At 69.1% G+C, this 16048-nt stretch carries 16 protein-coding genes and 2 tRNA genes; 1 reads left to right on the top strand and 17 read right to left on the bottom strand.

The features are described from left to right. Positions 1-167: 167 nt before the first annotated feature. The 14 genes from D7Y15_RS13860 to D7Y15_RS13795 all read right to left on the bottom strand — a co-directional run bounded on the left by D7Y15_RS13860 (position 168) and on the right by D7Y15_RS13795 (position 11943). Positions 168-743 carry a very short patch repair endonuclease gene (locus D7Y15_RS13860; RefSeq protein ID WP_121752871.1) on the bottom strand — a complete coding sequence of 192 codons (576 nt, stop codon included), beginning with the start codon at positions 741-743 and terminating at the stop codon, positions 168-170. Positions 744-924: 181 nt separating this feature from the next. Next, positions 925-1001, bottom strand: a tRNA-Pro gene (locus D7Y15_RS13855). An 87-nt stretch (positions 1002-1088) separates the two neighbouring features. Beyond that, positions 1089-1475 carry an integration host factor subunit alpha gene (locus D7Y15_RS13850; RefSeq protein WP_014397244.1) on the bottom strand — a complete coding sequence of 129 codons (387 nt, stop codon included), beginning with the start codon at positions 1473-1475 and terminating at the stop codon, positions 1089-1091. A gap of 94 nt (positions 1476-1569) precedes the next feature. Then, positions 1570-3984, bottom strand: coding sequence for a phenylalanine--tRNA ligase subunit beta (gene pheT / locus D7Y15_RS13845; protein ID WP_121752870.1), 2415 nt, complete (start codon positions 3982-3984; stop codon positions 1570-1572). A 30-nt stretch (positions 3985-4014) separates the two neighbouring features. Further along, a complete protein-coding gene (pheS, locus tag D7Y15_RS13840) occupies positions 4015-5064 on the bottom strand; it encodes a phenylalanine--tRNA ligase subunit alpha (protein WP_121752869.1) in 1050 nt (349 codons plus the stop codon). Positions 5065-5187: 123 nt separating this feature from the next. Continuing rightward, positions 5188-5535, bottom strand: coding sequence for a 50S ribosomal protein L20 (gene rplT, locus D7Y15_RS13835; RefSeq protein WP_014397247.1), 348 nt, complete (start codon positions 5533-5535; stop codon positions 5188-5190). A gap of 91 nt (positions 5536-5626) precedes the next feature. Beyond that, positions 5627-5833 (bottom strand): 50S ribosomal protein L35, encoded by a 207-nt coding sequence (gene rpmI / locus D7Y15_RS13830; protein ID WP_120566087.1) that lies wholly within the window; start codon positions 5831-5833, stop codon positions 5627-5629. Between the two features lie 197 nt (positions 5834-6030). Next, on the bottom strand, positions 6031-7959 hold the full coding sequence (gene thrS / locus D7Y15_RS13825) for a threonine--tRNA ligase (protein ID WP_120575402.1): 1929 nt from the start codon (positions 7957-7959) through the stop codon (positions 6031-6033). 88 nt (positions 7960-8047) lie between these two features. Then, positions 8048-8119, bottom strand: a tRNA-Val gene (locus D7Y15_RS13820). 83 nt (positions 8120-8202) lie between these two features. After that, the gene (locus tag D7Y15_RS13815; protein WP_120575403.1) at positions 8203-8883 is read right to left on the bottom strand and encodes a uracil-DNA glycosylase; all 681 of its coding nucleotides are present in this window, start codon (positions 8881-8883) and stop codon (positions 8203-8205) included. Then, positions 8880-10010: an AI-2E family transporter gene (locus D7Y15_RS13810; protein ID WP_233604947.1), complete on the bottom strand. Its 1131-nt coding sequence runs from the start codon at positions 10008-10010 to the stop codon at positions 8880-8882. The genes D7Y15_RS13815 and D7Y15_RS13810 overlap by 4 nt, the downstream gene beginning before the upstream one ends. 210 nt (positions 10011-10220) lie before the next feature. Then, entirely contained in the window at positions 10221-10580 is a 360-nt protein-coding gene (locus tag D7Y15_RS13805) for a hypothetical protein (RefSeq protein WP_233604943.1), read from the bottom strand. 20 nt (positions 10581-10600) lie between these two features. Continuing rightward, on the bottom strand, positions 10601-11407 hold the full coding sequence (locus D7Y15_RS13800; protein ID WP_121752867.1) for an LPP20 family lipoprotein: 807 nt from the start codon (positions 11405-11407) through the stop codon (positions 10601-10603). A 203-nt stretch (positions 11408-11610) separates the two neighbouring features. Beyond that, complete coding sequence (locus tag D7Y15_RS13795; RefSeq protein ID WP_120566093.1) at positions 11611-11943, bottom strand: PilZ domain-containing protein; 333 nt, start codon at positions 11941-11943, stop codon at positions 11611-11613. A 236-nt stretch (positions 11944-12179) separates the two neighbouring features. Between D7Y15_RS13795 and D7Y15_RS13790 the strand changes: the two genes are divergently transcribed. Further along, complete coding sequence (locus D7Y15_RS13790) at positions 12180-12923, top strand: FKBP-type peptidyl-prolyl cis-trans isomerase (protein WP_120575407.1); 744 nt, start codon at positions 12180-12182, stop codon at positions 12921-12923. 46 nt (positions 12924-12969) lie between these two features. Here the strand turns inward: D7Y15_RS13790 and D7Y15_RS13785 are convergent, their stop codons facing one another. The 3 genes from D7Y15_RS13785 to D7Y15_RS13775 are packed head-to-tail and all read right to left on the bottom strand — an operon-like array spanning position 12970 to position 15992. Beyond that, on the bottom strand, positions 12970-13215 hold the full coding sequence (locus D7Y15_RS13785) for a hypothetical protein (protein ID WP_121752866.1): 246 nt from the start codon (positions 13213-13215) through the stop codon (positions 12970-12972). Then, positions 13212-13862 (bottom strand): hypothetical protein, encoded by a 651-nt coding sequence (locus D7Y15_RS13780; protein WP_121752865.1) that lies wholly within the window; start codon positions 13860-13862, stop codon positions 13212-13214. Before D7Y15_RS13780 ends, D7Y15_RS13785 begins: the two co-directional genes overlap by 4 nt. Positions 13863-13904: 42 nt before the next feature. Continuing rightward, a complete protein-coding gene (locus tag D7Y15_RS13775) occupies positions 13905-15992 on the bottom strand; it encodes a hypothetical protein (RefSeq protein ID WP_121752864.1) in 2088 nt (695 codons plus the stop codon). Positions 15993-16048: the final 56 nt, after the last annotated feature.

Raw genomic sequence — 16048 nt, 5'->3', positions numbered from 1 at the left:
TGTGTTTCGACCCGTGGTCCGTCGCCGCCAGCCAAGGAGCGTTCCGCAAGCAGCTCGGCGGTGCTTCCGACCTGATCATCCATCGGCACAAAGCGGTCGGCGAGTATCCAGCGGTAACGGCCTTCAAGATGGCCGTCAACCAGCAAACTCCGCAGACCTCCCTCGGATCATTGCCGGTTTCCGGGCACCGTCACCTTCTTGACCGCACGGGCCTTGGCCGTTACCCGAGGCCCTTCGGTCACCTCGATCACATCGGAAGGGGCACTCAGCACGACGATCTCTCGGCGCTCCAGGCCGCTGCCAACTTCGGTGACTTGCCGAACCCGGAGCTGGGCTGCCCACGGGCTCCCGCCACCTCGCACAGCACGTTCGACGCGCTCAACAGCGCTCTCCAGCTCCGTGATGATCTCGTGCTCCCAGAGCCGCACCACCTGCCAGCCCGCTGCTTCCAGCAGCACCGCCTGACGGGCGTCGCGTTCAACGTTCTCCACGAGCTTGGCCGACCAGAACTCCTCGCGGGAGCGGGGGCGGGCGTAATGAAGCGGGCACCCATGCCAGAAGCAGCCGTCGATGAACACCGCGACGCGACTGGCGGAGAACACCACATCGGGCCTGCCTGCGGGGGTTCGTTCGTGGAGCCGGTACCTCAAGCCACGAGCCCAAAGGGCGCGTCGCAGCGTGAGTTCGGGCGACGTGTTCGTGCCCCGGATGCGGGCCATCTGCTCTGATCTCGAGAGCCCCATCCGGCCCCTCCTCGCGCACCACGGGAAGACAACCCCGAAGCATCACCCGTTCCGGATGAGAGGTCGACCAAGCTGCCGGCTCTTGAGGAGCTCGTGAACGGTCACCCCAGCAATCAAGGATGCGGAAAAAACAAAGGCCCTGGAGTCACCGGCTTGCACCGGGGACTCCAGGGCCTCTATTTGGTCGGGGCGACAGGATTTGAACCTGCGACCACTTGCACCCCAAGCAAGTGCGCTACCAGGCTGCGCTACGCCCCGAAAACGGCCGTCGTGAAACGGTGCGCCCTTATGCCCCTGCCCTCGTTTCAGGTCAAGCAGGAGGTGAGGGGCGCCGGTGAAAAAAACCTACTCGTCGCCCTCTTCCATTCCCTCGTCGAAGTCCTCACCCCGGGCCTCCGCCGCGTCCGCCGCCGCCTCTTCCTGCGCGTCGATCTCCGCGTGGTTCTCCGGGGGTGCCTCGCCGTTCAGGGCACTCTTCAACACCTGGCTCGGCCGGAAGGTCAGCACCCGGCGGGCGCTGATCTCGATCTCCTTGCCCGTCTGCGGGTTGCGCCCCACGCGCGCCTTCTTCTGGCGCACCTGGAAGTTTCCGAACCCGGAGATCTTGATCTTGTCCCCGCGCTCCAACGTCTCCTTCACGGTGTCGAAGACGAGCTCGACGATCTCCGCCGACTCCTTCTTGGAGAAGCCGACCTTCTCGTAGACCCCCTCGATGATGTCCGCTTTCGTCATGCGAGTCCTCTGGCACCCGTGATTGGCCGGTGAACGCGGGGCATGGTGTCAGCCTTCCCCGAACCGTGTCAACGTCCTGACTTCATTCAGGAATTCAGGCGCGCAGCGCCGCCCCCAGCCGCTGGTTCACCTCCGTAATGATGCGCTGGTGGGCCGCCGTGACCTCCGCGTCGGTCAGCGTCCGCTCGGGCGAGCGGTACCTCAAGGCGTACGCCAGGTTCTTCTTCCCCTCGGGGATGGGCTTGCCCGTGTAGACGTCGAACACGAGCGCGTCCTCCACCAGCGGCGCCCCCACCTCCAGGATCACCCGGCGCACCTCCTCGTTGCGCAGCTCCAGCGGCACCACCACCGCCAGGTCGCGCAGCACCGCCGGGTACTTCGGCAACGCCGCCGCCTGCGGCACCAGCCGCGCCGCCGCGTACAGCGGATCCGTGTCCAGCTCGAACACGAACACGCCCTCCGGCAGCCCCAGCCCCTTCGTCACGCGCGGGTGCACCTCGCCCACCAGGCCCAGCACCGTCCCGTCGCTCAACGACACCTGCGCGCAGCTCCGCGGGTGGTACGCAGGCGCCTCCGCAGGAGTGAAGGCCGCGCCCTCCACGTGCAGCGCGTGCAGCAGCGCCTCCACCGCCCCCTTCGCGTCGTAGAAGTCCACGCGCGAGTCCTTCGCCGTCCAGCTCCGGCCACCACCGCGCAGGCCCCACACCAGGCCCGCCACGCGCGGCACCTCGCGAGCCGCCGGGCGCATGCCCTGCCCTCCCTGCGCGTCCCGGAAGTACGCCCGGCCCGTCTCGTAGAGGCCCACCGACTCCACCTGGTGGCGCACGCTGCGTGACAGGTTCTCCAGCAGGCCCGGCAGCAGGCTCGTGCGCATCACCGACTGCTCGACGCTCAGCGGGTTCATCAGCGCGATAGGCGCTTCCTTCCCACCCAGCACCTCCAGCGACTTCGGCGCCACGAACGAGTAGTTCACCACCTCGGACAGCCCCACGCCGCCCAGCGCGTGGCGCAGCCGACGCTCGGCCTCCATGGACAGCGGCTCCGGCGCCAGCGTCTCCAGCCCTCGCGGCAGCCGCGCAGGGATGTTGTCGTAGCCGTACACACGGGCGACCTCCTCCATCAGGTCCTCCTCGCGATCCACGTCCACGCGCGCCCGGGGCACTTCGTACGTCGTCTGCCCCTGCGACTCCTCCACGGACTTGAAGCCCAGCGCCGTCAGGATGCGCCGGACCTCCGCCTCCGGCACCGCCACGCCCAGCACCTTCTCCACCCGCGCGTAGCGCAGCGTCGCCCGGCGCGGCGCCAGGGGCTCGGGCTGCACGTCCACCCTCCCCGGCACCACCGTGCCACCCGACAGCTCCGCGATGAGCTGCGCGGCCCGGTCCAACGCCGGCAGCACCGCGTCCAGGTCCGCCCCGCGCTCGAAGCGGTGCGACGCCTCCGTGTGCAGCGCGTAGCGCTTCGCGGACCGGCGCACGCCGGAGCCGTGGAAGTGCGCGGACTCGATGACGATGCGCTTCGTGCCCTGAGTCACCTCGCTGTCGCCGCCGCCCATCACGCCCGCCAGCGCCTGCGCCCGGTCGCGGTCCGCGATGACCAGGTCGTCCGCGTCCAGCGTGCGCTCCTTGTCATCCAGCGTGCGCAGCTTCTCGCCCGGCTTCGCGGTGCGGACGATGATCTCCTGGCCCGCCACCTTCTCCAGGTCGAACGCGTGCAGCGGCTGGCCGTACTCCAGGAGCACGAAGTTGGTGACGTCCACCACGTTGTTGATGGCGCGCACGCCGCACGCCTTCAGCCGGTCCTGCATCCACTGCGGCGACGGCTGGATGGTGACGTTCTCCACCACCCGCGCCGCGTAACGCGAGCAGCGCTCCTTCGCGTCGATGCGCACCTTCACCAGCTCCGCCACGGGCTTGCCGGACTCGGCGGGCTTCGGCTGCGGCAACTTCAGCTGCGCGCCCGTCACCACGCCCACCTCGCGCGCGATGCCCAGGTGGCTGAGCGCGTCCGGCCGGTTCGGGGTGACGTTCACCTCCAGCACGGAGTCATCCAGCCCCAGGGCCTCCGCGATGGGGAGGCCCAGCTTCGTGTCCGCGGGGAGGATGAGCAGGCCGGACGAGTCCTCCGTGATGCCCAGCTCCTTCGAGGAGCAGAGCATGCCGAAGCTGTCCACACCCCGGAGCGCGGCCTGCTTGATCTCCATGCCGTTGGGCAGCTTCGCGCCCACCGTGGCCAGCGGCACCTTGTCGCCGACCTTGAAGTTCTTCGCGCCGCACACCACCTGGAACAGCGCGGAGCCGCCGATGTCCACCTGCGTGACGGACAGCTTGTCCGCGTTGGGGTGCTGCACCGACTCGCGGATCTGCGCCACCACCACGCCGCGCAGGCCCTCGCCGGGGCGCTCCACGCCCTCGATCTCCAGGCCCGCCGCGGTCAGCTTGCGCGCCAGCTCGTCCACGGACGGCGGCAGCGCGACGTAATCACCCAGCCACTTCACTGAAATCTTCACAGGGTTGTCCTCTTTCCTGGTGGGCCGGAATCAGAACTGCGCGAGGAAGCGCGCGTCGTTCTCGAACATCATCCGCAGGTCGTCGATGCCGTAGCGCAGCATGGCCAGTCGCTCCACGCCCATGCCGAACGCGTAGCCCGTCACCTCCTTCGGGTCGTAGCCCGCGGCGGTGAAGACGTTCGGGTGCACCATGCCGCTGCCCAGCACCTCCAGCCAGCCGGTCTGCTTGCACACGCGGCAGCCCTTGCCGCCGCACGAAGCACAGGTGACGTCCACCTCCGCGGAGGGCTCCGTGAAGGGGAAGAACGACGGGCGGAAGCGCGTGCGCGTCTCCGAGCCGAAGAACGCCTTCACGAACGCGTCCAGCGTGCCCTTCAGCTCCGCGAAGCTCACGTCCTTGTCCACGAGCAGGCCTTCCACCTGGTGGAACATGGGCGTGTGCGTGATGTCCGAATCCCGCCGGTACACCCGGCCCGGCATCACCGCGCGGATGGGCGGCTTGCGCGACAGCATGTGCCGCACCTGCACCGGCGAAGTGTGCGTGCGCAGCAGCGACGGGCTGTCCGCCTTCTTCGCGTGGCCCAGGCTGGGCTCGTCCACGTAGAACGTGTCCTGCATGTCCCGCGCGGGGTGATCCTTGGGCAGGTTCAGCGCCTCGAAGTTGAAGTAGTCGAGTTCGATCTCCGGGCCCACGGCCACCTCGAACCCGAGCCGCGCGAACGTCCGGACGATGTCCTCCATCGTGCGCGACACCGGGTGCCGTCCACCGGGCAGCACCGCGCGCCCGGGCAGCGTCACGTCCAGCTTGGGGCCCTTCAGCTGAGCCTCCAGCGCGGCGTCCTCCGCGCGCTTCGTGGCGTCCGCCAGCAGCTGCTCCAACTCCGCCTTGACGGTGTTGGCGATTTCTCCCAACGCGCGCCGCTCGTCGGGGGGCAGCTTGCCCATGCCGCCCAGCACGGCGGACAGCTCGCCCTTCTTGCCCAGGTAGCGGATGCGCAACGCCTCCACCTGCGAGGGCTCCGACACACCGGAGATCTCCTGGCGCGCCGCGTCCGCCAACGCCTGCAACCGGTCTCGCATGGTCCTCTTCCCGCCTTCCATTCACGCCCCGGTCGCCTCTGGCGCCGGGCAAAAAAAAGGGCCGCCCCCTGGTGGAGGCAGCCCGTTTCAGCTTCGGAAGCCGGCGTCACCGCCGGCCGTGTCTCAGGCTGCCTTCGCGATGTTGGCGATGGCGGCAAAGCCCGCGGGGTCCGCGATGGCCAGATCCGACAGGACCTTGCGGTCCAGGGAGATCTTCGCCTTCGCCAGGCCGGCGATCAGCTTCGAGTAGGACAGGCCCACGGTGCGAGCGGCCGCGTTGATGCGGACGATCCACAGGGAGCGGAAGTTGCGCTTGCGCACCGCGCGGTCGCGGGTGGCGTAGTCCAGGGCGCGCTCGACGGCCTGGTTCGCACGGCGGTAGCAGTTCTTGCGACGGCCGCGGAAGCCCTTCGCAAGCTTGAGAATGCGATTACGACGACGACGAGCCTTGAAACCCTTTTTGACGCGCATGACACACTCCTGACTTCTGGAAGGGAGCCCCGGGGCGCTGGCTTCACGCCGCTCCGCCAGGACTCACGGTTGGTTCAAACCCGAGGACGACTCAGGCGCCGTAGGGGAACAGCTCCTTGATGACCTTCTTGGCGTCCATGTCGCGCAGGTGGCCCGTGCCACGGTTGCCGCGCTTCTGCTTGGCCGTCTTGGAGAAGGTGAACAGGTGCTTGCTGAACGCCTTGCCGAACTTCACCTGGCCGCTCTTCTTCACGTGGAAGCGCTTCTTCGCGGCGCTGCGGGTCTTCAACTTGGGCATGATCCCAAACCTTCCTTCTGCTTCCTGTCGGCCGGCAATCTTCGTGACTGACGGCGGTCCGGGACACACGGTTCCCGGACGCTTTGGGCGAAAGCCTCTATCACTCTTTTGATGCGATGGGGGTAGCGTTTCCTACAGCCAACGCAGAAACCCCTGCCACCACCCCGGACGGGGAGTCAAGTCCCCTACACTGCCGTTCAGGGCAGCGTGGCTTCCTTGACGAGGAGCGCCTCGAAGTCGGCGTACTTCATCGTCTTCAGGTCCTCGCCGCCGTAGCGACGGGGGGCCACGGCGCCGGCCTCCACCTCGTTGTCGCCCACCACCAGGGTGAAGGGGATCTTCTGCAGCTGGGCTTCGCGGATCTTCGCGTTGAGCGTGATGCCGCGCTCGTCCAGCTCCACGCGGAAGCCCTTGGCGCGCAGGTCGTCGCGCACCTTGCGGGCGTAGTCCATCTGACGGTCCGCCACGGTGACGAGGATGGCCTGCACCGGGGCCAGCCACGCCGGGAAGGCGCCGGCGAAGTGCTCGATGAGGATGGCGGTGAAGCGCTCGAAGGAGCCGAAGATGGCGCGGTGGAGGACCACCGGGCGGTGCGGGGCGTTGTCCTCGCCCACGTAGGTGAGGTCGAAGCGCTCCGGGGCCAGGTAGTCCAGCTGCATGGTGCCCAGCTGCCACTTGCGGCCAATGCTGTCGGACACGGCGAAGTCGATCTTCGGGCCGTAGAAGGCGCCGTCACCGGGGGCCAGCTCGTACTCCAGGCCCAGCGACTCCAGCGCCGCCTTGAGGCCGCCTTCCGCGCGATCCCAAAGGGATTCGTCACCCAGGCGCTGCTCGGGGCGCGTGGACAGCTTCACCGCGTAGGTGAGACCCACCGCCTTGTAGACGCGGTCCAACAGCTTCACGAAGCGCCGCACCTCGTCGGTGATCTGGCTCTCCATGCAGTAGATGTGCGCGTCGTCCTGCGCGAACTGGCGCACGCGGGTGAGGCCGCCCAGGGAGCCCGCGGCCTCGTTGCGGTGGAGCACGTCCTGGGTGTGCAGGCGCAGGGGCAGGTCGCGGTAGCTGTGCTTCTTGAAGCCGTAGAACAGGTGGTGCGACGGGCAGTTCATCGGCTTGAGGGAGAAGTCGTGCTCGCCGGACTCGCTGTCGAGCACCAGGAACATGTTCTCCTTGTACTTGCCCCAGTGGCCGCTCGTCTCCCAGAGGCCCTTGTTGAACATCAGGGGCGTCTTGATCTCCAAGTAGCCGTCACCGGCCGTGAGCGAGCGCATCCAGTCCGACAGCGTCTGGTAGAGCGCGGTGCCCTTGGGCGTCCAGAAGGCCGCGCCCGGCGAGTACGGGTGGAAGTGGAAGAGATCCAGCTCCTTGCCCAGCTTGCGGTGGTCGCGCTTGCGCGCCTCTTCGATGCGCGTGACGTAGGCCTCCAGCGCCTTCTTGTCGAAGAAGGCGGTGCCGTACACGCGCTGGAGCATGGGGTTGCGGTGGTCGCCGCGCCAGTACGCGCCGCTGGAGGAGAGGATCTTGATGACGCCGATCTTCCCCGTGCTGGGCGCGTGGGGCCCCAGGCAGAAGTCCACCCAGTCGCCGTGGGTGTAGAGCGTGAGCGTCTTGGCGCCCTTGGCGGCGATGTCCTTGACGATCTCCACCTTGAACTTCTCGCCCTTCTCCTCGAAGAGCTTGATGGCGTCCTCCATGGAGATCTCGGTGCGGACGAAGGGCGCGTCCTGCTTGAGCTCCGCGTTGGCGGCCGCTTCAATCTTCTCCAGCTCCTCCGGCGTGAAGGGCTTCTCGCGGAAGAAGTCGTAGTAGAAGCCCTCCTCCGTCGACGGACCGATGGTCACCTGCGTGCCGGGGAACAGCTTCTGCACGGCGCTGGCCACCACGTGCGCGGCGTCGTGACGGATGAGGTCCAGGCCTTCCGGGCTCTTGGACGTGAAGATCTGCAGCTTCGCGTCCTCGTCGAGCGTCCGGGCCAGGTCCATGTCCTGACCGTTGACCCGGGCGAACAGGGCCGCCTTCGCGAGCCCCACGCCGATGCTGCCCTTCACGAAGTCCGCGATGGTCGTGCCCCGGGCGGTCTGCTTCTGGCTGCCGTCGGGGAGCGTCACCGTGATGGATTCGGACATGGCGGATAAACCTCTGCGCTGGAAAAAACCGAAGGCGGCAGGCTTTTGAGAAAGCCTGCCGCCCGCGAGATGGAACTCTTACTGATGATGGGTCGTAGTGGGATCGAACCACTGACCCCTACCGTGTCAAGGTAGTGCTCTACCGCTGAGCTAACGACCCGTCGTGCGGATGGGCGCGGGGAATAACAGCGGGCTCCCACACCTGTCAAGGAACATGAGCGCGGGCCCTGATCTTCCCCGCGTTCACGTCTCCAACAACGCGCGGACGCGTTTCATCACCGCGTCGAACATGGCGGGGGTGAGCCTCCCCGTCTGCGTGTTCTGCTGGCTGACGTGGTAGCTGCCCACGAGCCACCGGCCGTCCGGCAGCCGGTACTCGGCGCCGTGGCCGAAGGCGGGACGGGGCGTGGGGAGCGGACTGCCCGTGCGAGCGGCCGACGCCAGGGCGGCGTTCCACCCGATGGCCCCCAGGGCGAGCAGCACCCGTCCAGGCAACAGCGCCATCTCCCGGTCCAGGAACGGCGCGCAGCGGGCCAGCTCCTCCGGCAGCGGCTTGTTGTCCGGCGGCGCGCACCGGCCGGCGGCGACGATGAAGGCGTCTGTCAGCTTCAGGCCGTCGTCCCGGTGCTCGCTGTGGCCCTGGTTCGCGAAGCCGGCGCGCTGCAGGCCCGCGTAGAGGAAGTCGCCGGAGCGGTCCCCGGTGAACATCCGCCCCGTGCGGTTGGCGCCGTGCGCGGCGGGCGCCAGACCCACGATGATCAGCCGGGCCTTCGGATCGCCGAAGCCGGGGACGGGCTTCCCCCAGTAGTCCCAGTCGCGGTAGGCGCGCCGCTTCACCCGGGCCACCTCCTCGCGCCACTCCACCAGCCGGGGGCAGGCCCGGCACGCGATGATCTCCTGGTGCAGCTTCTCCAGCTTCGTCACGGCGCCTGCACGCTCCCCTTGTAGAGCTGCGTGCGGCGGTAGCGCTGGAGGACGACGCTCAGGACGACCTTGAGGATGGCGCTCGCCGGGACGGCCAGGAGGATGCCCACGAAGCCGAACAGCTCACCGAACGCGAGCACGGCGATGATGACGGCCACGGGGGCCAGGCCCACCTTCTCCCCCACCACGCGCGGGGTGATGACGAAGCCCTCGGCCAGCTGTCCGATGATGAAGGTCGCCGCCACCACCGCCAGCTGCCACGGCCCCTGCCACGACAGGAGGACGCCCAGCACGGCCAGCACCACGCCGATGCCCGTGCCCAGGTAGGGCACCATGTTGCCGAAGCCGGCGATGAGGCCAATGGCGATGGCCAGGTCGATGCGCGCCACGGACAGCCCCACCGCGTAGAGCACCGACAGGATGGCGCCCACGGTGAGCTGGCCCTGCACGAAGGCGGACAGCACCTCGTCCACCTCGCGGAAGCGCTGGGTCGCCAGCGCCACGGAGCGGCGCGGCAACAGGTCCTGGATGCGACCCATGAGGCGCGGGTAATCCTGGAGGAAGAAGAACGCCAGCACCGGCACCACCGACAGGCCCAGCAGCGTGGCCGCGAAGCGCGCGGTGTTGCCGGCGAAGCTCGCCACCAGCCGCGCCGCCGTGGGGCCCGCGCTCTGGAGCAGCTCGGAGGCCTTCTCCCCCAGCTCCGCGGTGCGCTGGCTCACCAGGTCCGGCAGCGACACGCCCAGGAGCGACTCCACCTGAGGCACCACCTGGGTGCTGGCGCGCTGGAAGAAGCCGGGCAGCTTCGCCGCCTCGTCGCGGAACACCGGCACCAGGTACAGGCCCGCGCCCACCATCAGGAGCGTGCCCGCGAAGAAGAGGATGGACGTGCCCCAGGTGCGGTCCACGCCGCGCTTCTCCAGGAGCGTCACCAGCGGGTTGAACGCGTACGCGCCCGTCAGCGCCAGCAGCACCGGCACCGCCACCCCGCCGAACACGGACAGGAGCGCGAACACCAGCGCCAGCGAGCCCACCATCACGCCGGACCAGATGAAGTCGACCCGGCGGGCCTCCGCCTCATCCAGCGCCGAGGGGTCGCCGGGCGGGGGCACGGGCTCCGGGTGCACGACATGCAGCACCGGGGACACCTCCGGGGTCGCGATGGGCTGGGGGGCCCCCTTCACCGCGCGCTCACTGCCTCTCTTGCGACGTCCGATGACCGCCTCCTGTCCCCGCCCATCCTACGGCGTCTTGGGCCCTTGATTGCGGTCCTTGAGCGCACCCGGGGCGTCGCCTGCCACCTCGCGGTGCAGGGCGCCGGCCCTGGCACGGCCTCCTCAGGGCGAAACGCCGCCGCTTTCGGGCGCCAGGGGCCGGAGCTTCACCTTCAACGTCACCCGCGCCCCACTGGGCTGGTAGTAGGTCGTGTAGGGATAGAACCCGCGCTTCTTCACGTCCACCTGGTGGAAGCCCGAGTCCCCCAACCGCAGGCTCCGGGACACCCCGGCGAAGTCGCTGCACGTCCCCTGCTCCACGCCGTCCATCAGGACCTGCGCGTCCGAGGGCTCGCACCGGAGCACCAGGTCTCCGCGCTTGGCGGCGTTGGACGCCATCAACTGCTCCGCGCGGGCCACCGTCGCGGGCTGCTCCTGCTTCGCCGCGCAGCCGCCCATCAGCATCGCGATCACGGCCGTCATCCGGAAGGAGTTCACGGACATCACTGCGTGACGATGACGACCCGGCCCTCGGCCAGGAAGTGGGTGTTCGCATCGGTGAGCGCGCGGATGCCTTCGGCGCTCAGGACCAGATCAGAGCCCTGGAGCTGCGCGGCCTTCACCACCAGGGGCTTGTCGCCCACGCGCGAGGCCTTCCGGGCCGCGTCCAGGTTGTTGAACCAGGCCGCGACACCCGCCGTGCCGCGCGCCTCTTCCGTGAGCACCGTCGCGCCGTAGAGCGCCTTGCCCGTCGCGTCCACCAACCGGGGCGCGAGCACCGGCTTCGCGCCCAGCCCTCGCGCGTCCACCACGAGCCCCGTGTACTTCGCCGCGCCGTCGGCGTTGAGCACGATGGCCGGATCCCGCGCGGGCGTCAGCGCCGCGCTGAGCACCGCGAGCGGCACCTCCACGTCCATCTCCACGCCACTGTCGGAGAAGTAGCGCGTGGCCACGACCTTGTAGCCGCGGATGGCACCCTCGACGCGGCCCTTCACTTCGTCGCGCGCCAGCTCGTCGCCCACGGTGCGGCCCGCGCTCACCTGGATGCTCCGGGCCTGCTCCAGCAGGTTGCGGAACGCGTCCTGCTTCGCGGCGCGCTCGGCCCCCAGGCGCGCCTGCCCCGGGTTGGCGGCCTTGAGGTCCGGGGCTCCGGCGCCCGTGGCGCGCAGGACCTGGCCCTCCCAGTTGATGCCCGGAGTGCCCACGCCGCGCGCGGGCTCAGCGGCGGGCGTGGCGACCTTCGCGTCCTTGCCCTGGCCCAGCGCCGTCAGCGGCACGACCAGCAACAATCCCCACAGCGAACGCCTCACGGAGCACTCCTCCCGCTGTCGCCGCCGCGAAAAGTCGGCGAGCGCACAGGGAACCTCTCCGGTCATTCAAGGGGGGCGCTTCGCGCGAAGTCAAGGCGACCCGGAGACAGTCGGATCCGCCTGATGAACCTGACGCGGGGTACCGCGAACCGCCGGTGGCACCGCGCAATCGCGGTGACGCACGCGGAGGGTAACGCCTTGTGTCAGTTGCCTTCGGTGTGACGGTCGACGTAGGCGTCGATCATCTTGCGGTGCCGCTCGGTGAGCAGCGTGAAGCGCACGCCGGACTGCTCCTTGCGGCCCAGTTCCTTCCATTCGCGTACGACTTCACCCTCGGCGTAGATGATCTCCTCGGAGCCGGGGAGCTGGAACTGGAGGCCCACGCGGCGCGCGTCGTGCTGGGGCTCGATGAGGCGCGAGAGGCTGACGCCTTCCTGGCTGATGTCCGCGGCCCGGGTCATGTACGGCACGCCGCCCATGTACTTGTTGAGGTAGATGTCCAGGGGCGCCCGATTGGCCTTCCGCTTCTCGCTCATTGGCTCATGACCTCCAGCTGGTGCAACAGGCTGCTGCGGGGGTGCAGCGACCTGAAGGCACAGTACGGTCAGACGTCATGCGCGCAAGAAAACGGCGGCCTTCCCGGGCGCCAGGCAGGCCTGCGTGCACCGTGGTTTTCCGCTCGCTGGATTCTTCGCGTTGGCCTGTGCGCACGGATGCCCCGCGGCGCATCCGCGGCCCTATAGTCGCCCCCATTCTCGTGAAAGGCGGAAGCATGCGCATGCAGTGGAAGGCAGCCCTGGTCCTGATGCTCGGTGCTCCGGGCCTCGCCCTGGCCCAGGCCCCGACGAAGAGCTCCAAGCCGGCCGCCGCGCCCGAGGCCGCCGCGAAGGCCGCCCCTGCCCAGGCGCCCCTGGAGCTCAAGACGGATGATCAGAAGACCATCTATTCGCTCGGCCTCTCGCTGGGCCAGAGCGTGACGGCGCTCGCCCTCACCCCCGAGGAGCTGGAGCTGCTCCAGCGCGGCATCCAGGACGCGGTCGCCGGCACTCCGCCCGCGGTGGATCCGAAGGAGTACGCGCCGAAGCTCCAGACGCTCGCCAAGGCGCGCATGGCCCAGGTCAACGTCGCCACGTTGGATCGCGCGTCCAAGGAGCCCGGCGCCACCCGGCTGCCCTCCGGCGTCATCTACCGCGAGCTCAAGGCCGGCACCGGCAAGTCGCCCCGCGCCACCGACACCGTGAAGGTGCACTACCAGGGCACGCTGGTGGACGGCTCCGAGTTCGACAGCTCCTTCAAGCGCGGCCTGCCGGTGGAGTTCCCGCTCAACGGCGTCATCCCCTGCTGGACCCAGGGCGTGCAGAAGATGAAGGTCGGCGGCAAGGCGAAGCTCACCTGCCCCGGGAGCACCGCGTACGGAGAGCGCCCGCCCACGGGCTCGCGCATCCCGCCCAACGCCGTGCTCACCTTCGAGGTCGAGCTGATTGAAATCCCCGGCAACACCGCCGCCACGCCGTAGTGGCCTTGCGACGGGGACCCGCACGCGGCGGGTCCCCGCGAAGGCGTCACTGCGTGGGCACTTTCACGGACCGGCCGCCGAAGGGCGGGTTGGCCATGATGGCCTGGGCCAGGCGGTCCGCGAAGGCGCGTCCCTCCCGCTGGAAGGACTCCGTCTCCTCCGCGTTCAGGTGCACGCGCACCTCGAACTGCATGATGCCGCCCACCACGACCTCGATGGACAGCGCCCCTTCCCGCCCGCGCAGCACGCGGTACAGGAGGGGGCTCTGGAGGAGCACCTCCTCGTCGCTCACGGAATCTCCGCCACCTGCGTGTCGGCCACCGGCGCGTTGATGACCATCACCTCCGGCGCGCCGCCGGACGTGTAGCCGCCGAACTTGAAGCAGTCGGTGTCCTCCGGCGTCTGGCACTTCCACACGCCCGGATCCGCGTCCACCGGCAGGCGCGTGCAGACCTTCTGCGCGCCCAGGTCCAGCGTCATCATCCGCAGGGGGCCTTCGAAGTTCTTCGCCGGCAGGCCCAGCGCCTGGCCCAGCACCGCCGGGTCATGCTTGCCGTCCGCCGTCTTCGCCTTCTCCACCGCGCCGTGGATGGACGCCGACGGCGCCGCGAACAGGTAGCAGCCCACGTCGTTGCAGCGGCCGAAGTTCTTCGCGCCCGTCTGCACCACGAACTTCTGGTACGCGCTGTCGGTCATCAGCCACGACACCTTGCGGTCCGGGAAGTTCTTGTCCAGGTGCTGATCAATCCCGTAGGGGCTGGCCAGCGTGTCCGCCTCCTTCGAGATGGCCTTCTGCGCGTCGTCACAGAAGTCCACCAGCGACGCGGTCGCGGGGGTCGGCTCGTTCGTGTCCGGCGTCTTCGTGCCGCCCTTCGTCGTTACACAGCCCACCATCGCCGACAGGGAGCCCAGCACCAGCGCACGAGAGATGAAATTCAAGGTCAATCCTCCAGAAGAGATAAATGGGGAATGGCCGAACTATCACAGTGCGGCTTCAGTGGCGCGCAACAAAGCGTCCGCGCTGACGGGGGCGCCGGTGGCGTGGCGCATCCATTCGTCCGGGGTGACGGAGCCTAAGGTGGCCATGCGCTCGAACTCCGCGCCCAGCGGGCCGTGCTGCTTCAGGTGCTCTTCAATCTGGAACGCGATGAGGTGCCCGAGCGGGTAGTCCGGCAGGTACAGCGGGTAGCTGATCATGTGGCTGTAGATGCCCAGCACCGGGCTGTCCTTCCGTCCCAGCACGGGCGCGTAGTAGCGGTCCCACACGTCGCGCGACAGGCCGGCCACCGCGTCGCGCAGCTGCGCGGGCGTGGCGTCCGGGTGTTCGTACATCCAGTGCCACGTGGCCATGTCCACCAGCGCCACGCCGGCGATCTCCCACGCCTGCCAGAAGTCGTTGAGCACCCGCTCGCGCTCGCTGGCCGCGTCCGGCTGGCCCAGGCCCAGCAGCTCCAGGTCACGCGCCTGGAAGACGAAGGCCAGCGCCTCCGTGAAGGCGTTGTTGGGGACGCCGGACAGGAGCGTGTGGTCCACCTGGTACAGGCTGAAGACCTGCTCCACGTTGTGCCCCAGCTCGTGCACCGCGATGTTGTAGCCCTTGTAGTCCATGCCCCCCTTCTCCACGCGCGTGCGCAGTCGGGGGAAGTCGCCTCGGCGCAGCGCCTGCTGGGCATGGCCCGCGCCTCGGGACGCGTCCACGCGGATGTATGACGCGAGCACGTCCGCCTTCTCCCGCGTGAAGCCCAGGCCCTGGAGGATGCGCGGGATGTCCCGCGCGAAGGCGTCCGCCGTGGGGTAGCGCTTGCGCGTCAGCGCGTCCAGCTGCGCCTCCGGCACCTTCGAGCCCGGACGGAAGCCCGGGTACCACAGGTCCTGCGGCTCCAGCGGGCGGCCCAGGCGCGTCTCAATCAGCTTCGCCACGCGCGGCACCAGCGGTGACTCCAGCAGCTGGGTGAGCAGCGCGCGCACGCGCTCCTCCGGCAGGCCCCGGTCCAGTTCAAAGGCGCGAGCGATGCGCGTGGGCGCCACCGGCGAGTACGGATCCACCTTCCGAGATGCATTGAACGTGGCGAGCAGTCGCGCGTAGCGCACGTCCGGTTCCGGCGCGGCGTCCGCCTTCACGGCGCGCTGGGGCGCGTTCTCCTCCACCGACTCCGGCGGAGCCGCCGAGACCTTGTTGGTGAACGGGTCCCAGTCCACGCGCGGGTTGTCGATGACGGCGGCGGGGATGGTCTGCGTGACGATGCGCTCCATCACCTGGACGATCATCCGCTGCTTCGCCAGGCCCTGCGGATCCGTGTAGTCCGCCTTCAGCTCGTCGCGCAGGTTCCAGTGGCTGATGAGACGAAGCCCCTGGGGGAAGAGGCGCTGGCCCTTCGCGTCCACCAGGTGGTGCATCCAGACGTTGTACTCGGCGATGTAGAGGTTCGCGTCCGCGATGGCCTGCGACACCTTCTGCTCCACCGCCGCGGGCACGCGCCGGTTGAAGCGCGACGCGAGCTTCGCCTCCGCCCACTGGCGCCGCGTCCACGACGGGCCCTCCTTCACGCGCTCGGTCAGCGTGGTGAGCGGGAAGTTGAGCAGCGCGACGAAGCCCGGCTTCGCCTGGAACAGGTCCGACGTGACGTTGGAGGAAGGGTCATACGCCGCGAGCAGCGGCTCCACCGGCAACAGCGGCCCCAGGTCCAGGTCCGTGAACCACTGGAGCTCGCGGCCCAGCTCGTTCATGTGGCCGTCGAACTGTTCGAACAACCCTTCGAAGCGCGTGAACGTCGCGTCCAACTGGGGGCCCGTGGGCAGGAACTGCTCGCGCGCGAAGGCCGCCAGGTCCCCGTCCTCCGGGCGCCACAGCGCGGCCACCTGATCCACGCCCCGCTCGATGCGGGCGCGCTGCGCCTCGCCGTGCTGCTTGACCAGCTCCTGCTTGAGCGCGGCCAGCGACGCCCTCGACACGGGCGCCGACGCGGTGGTGGTGGCCGGCGGCGCGGGGGCCGTGGAGGTGGAGGACGTGGCGCACCCGAGGGCGGCGACGAGGGGGAGGATGCGCAGGCGGAACGTGGAGGCGGACATGCGGGCTCCGGAAAATACAGAAGGCCCGACCCGGTGAGAGTCGGACCTTCTTGGGT

The sequence above is a fragment of the Corallococcus sp. AB030 genome (assembly GCF_003668965.1).
GTDB classification, from domain to species: domain Bacteria; phylum Myxococcota; class Myxococcia; order Myxococcales; family Myxococcaceae; genus Corallococcus; species Corallococcus exiguus.
The sequence above is the reverse complement of the archived record's forward strand: the minus strand, read 5'-3'. Positions and strand labels throughout refer to the sequence as shown.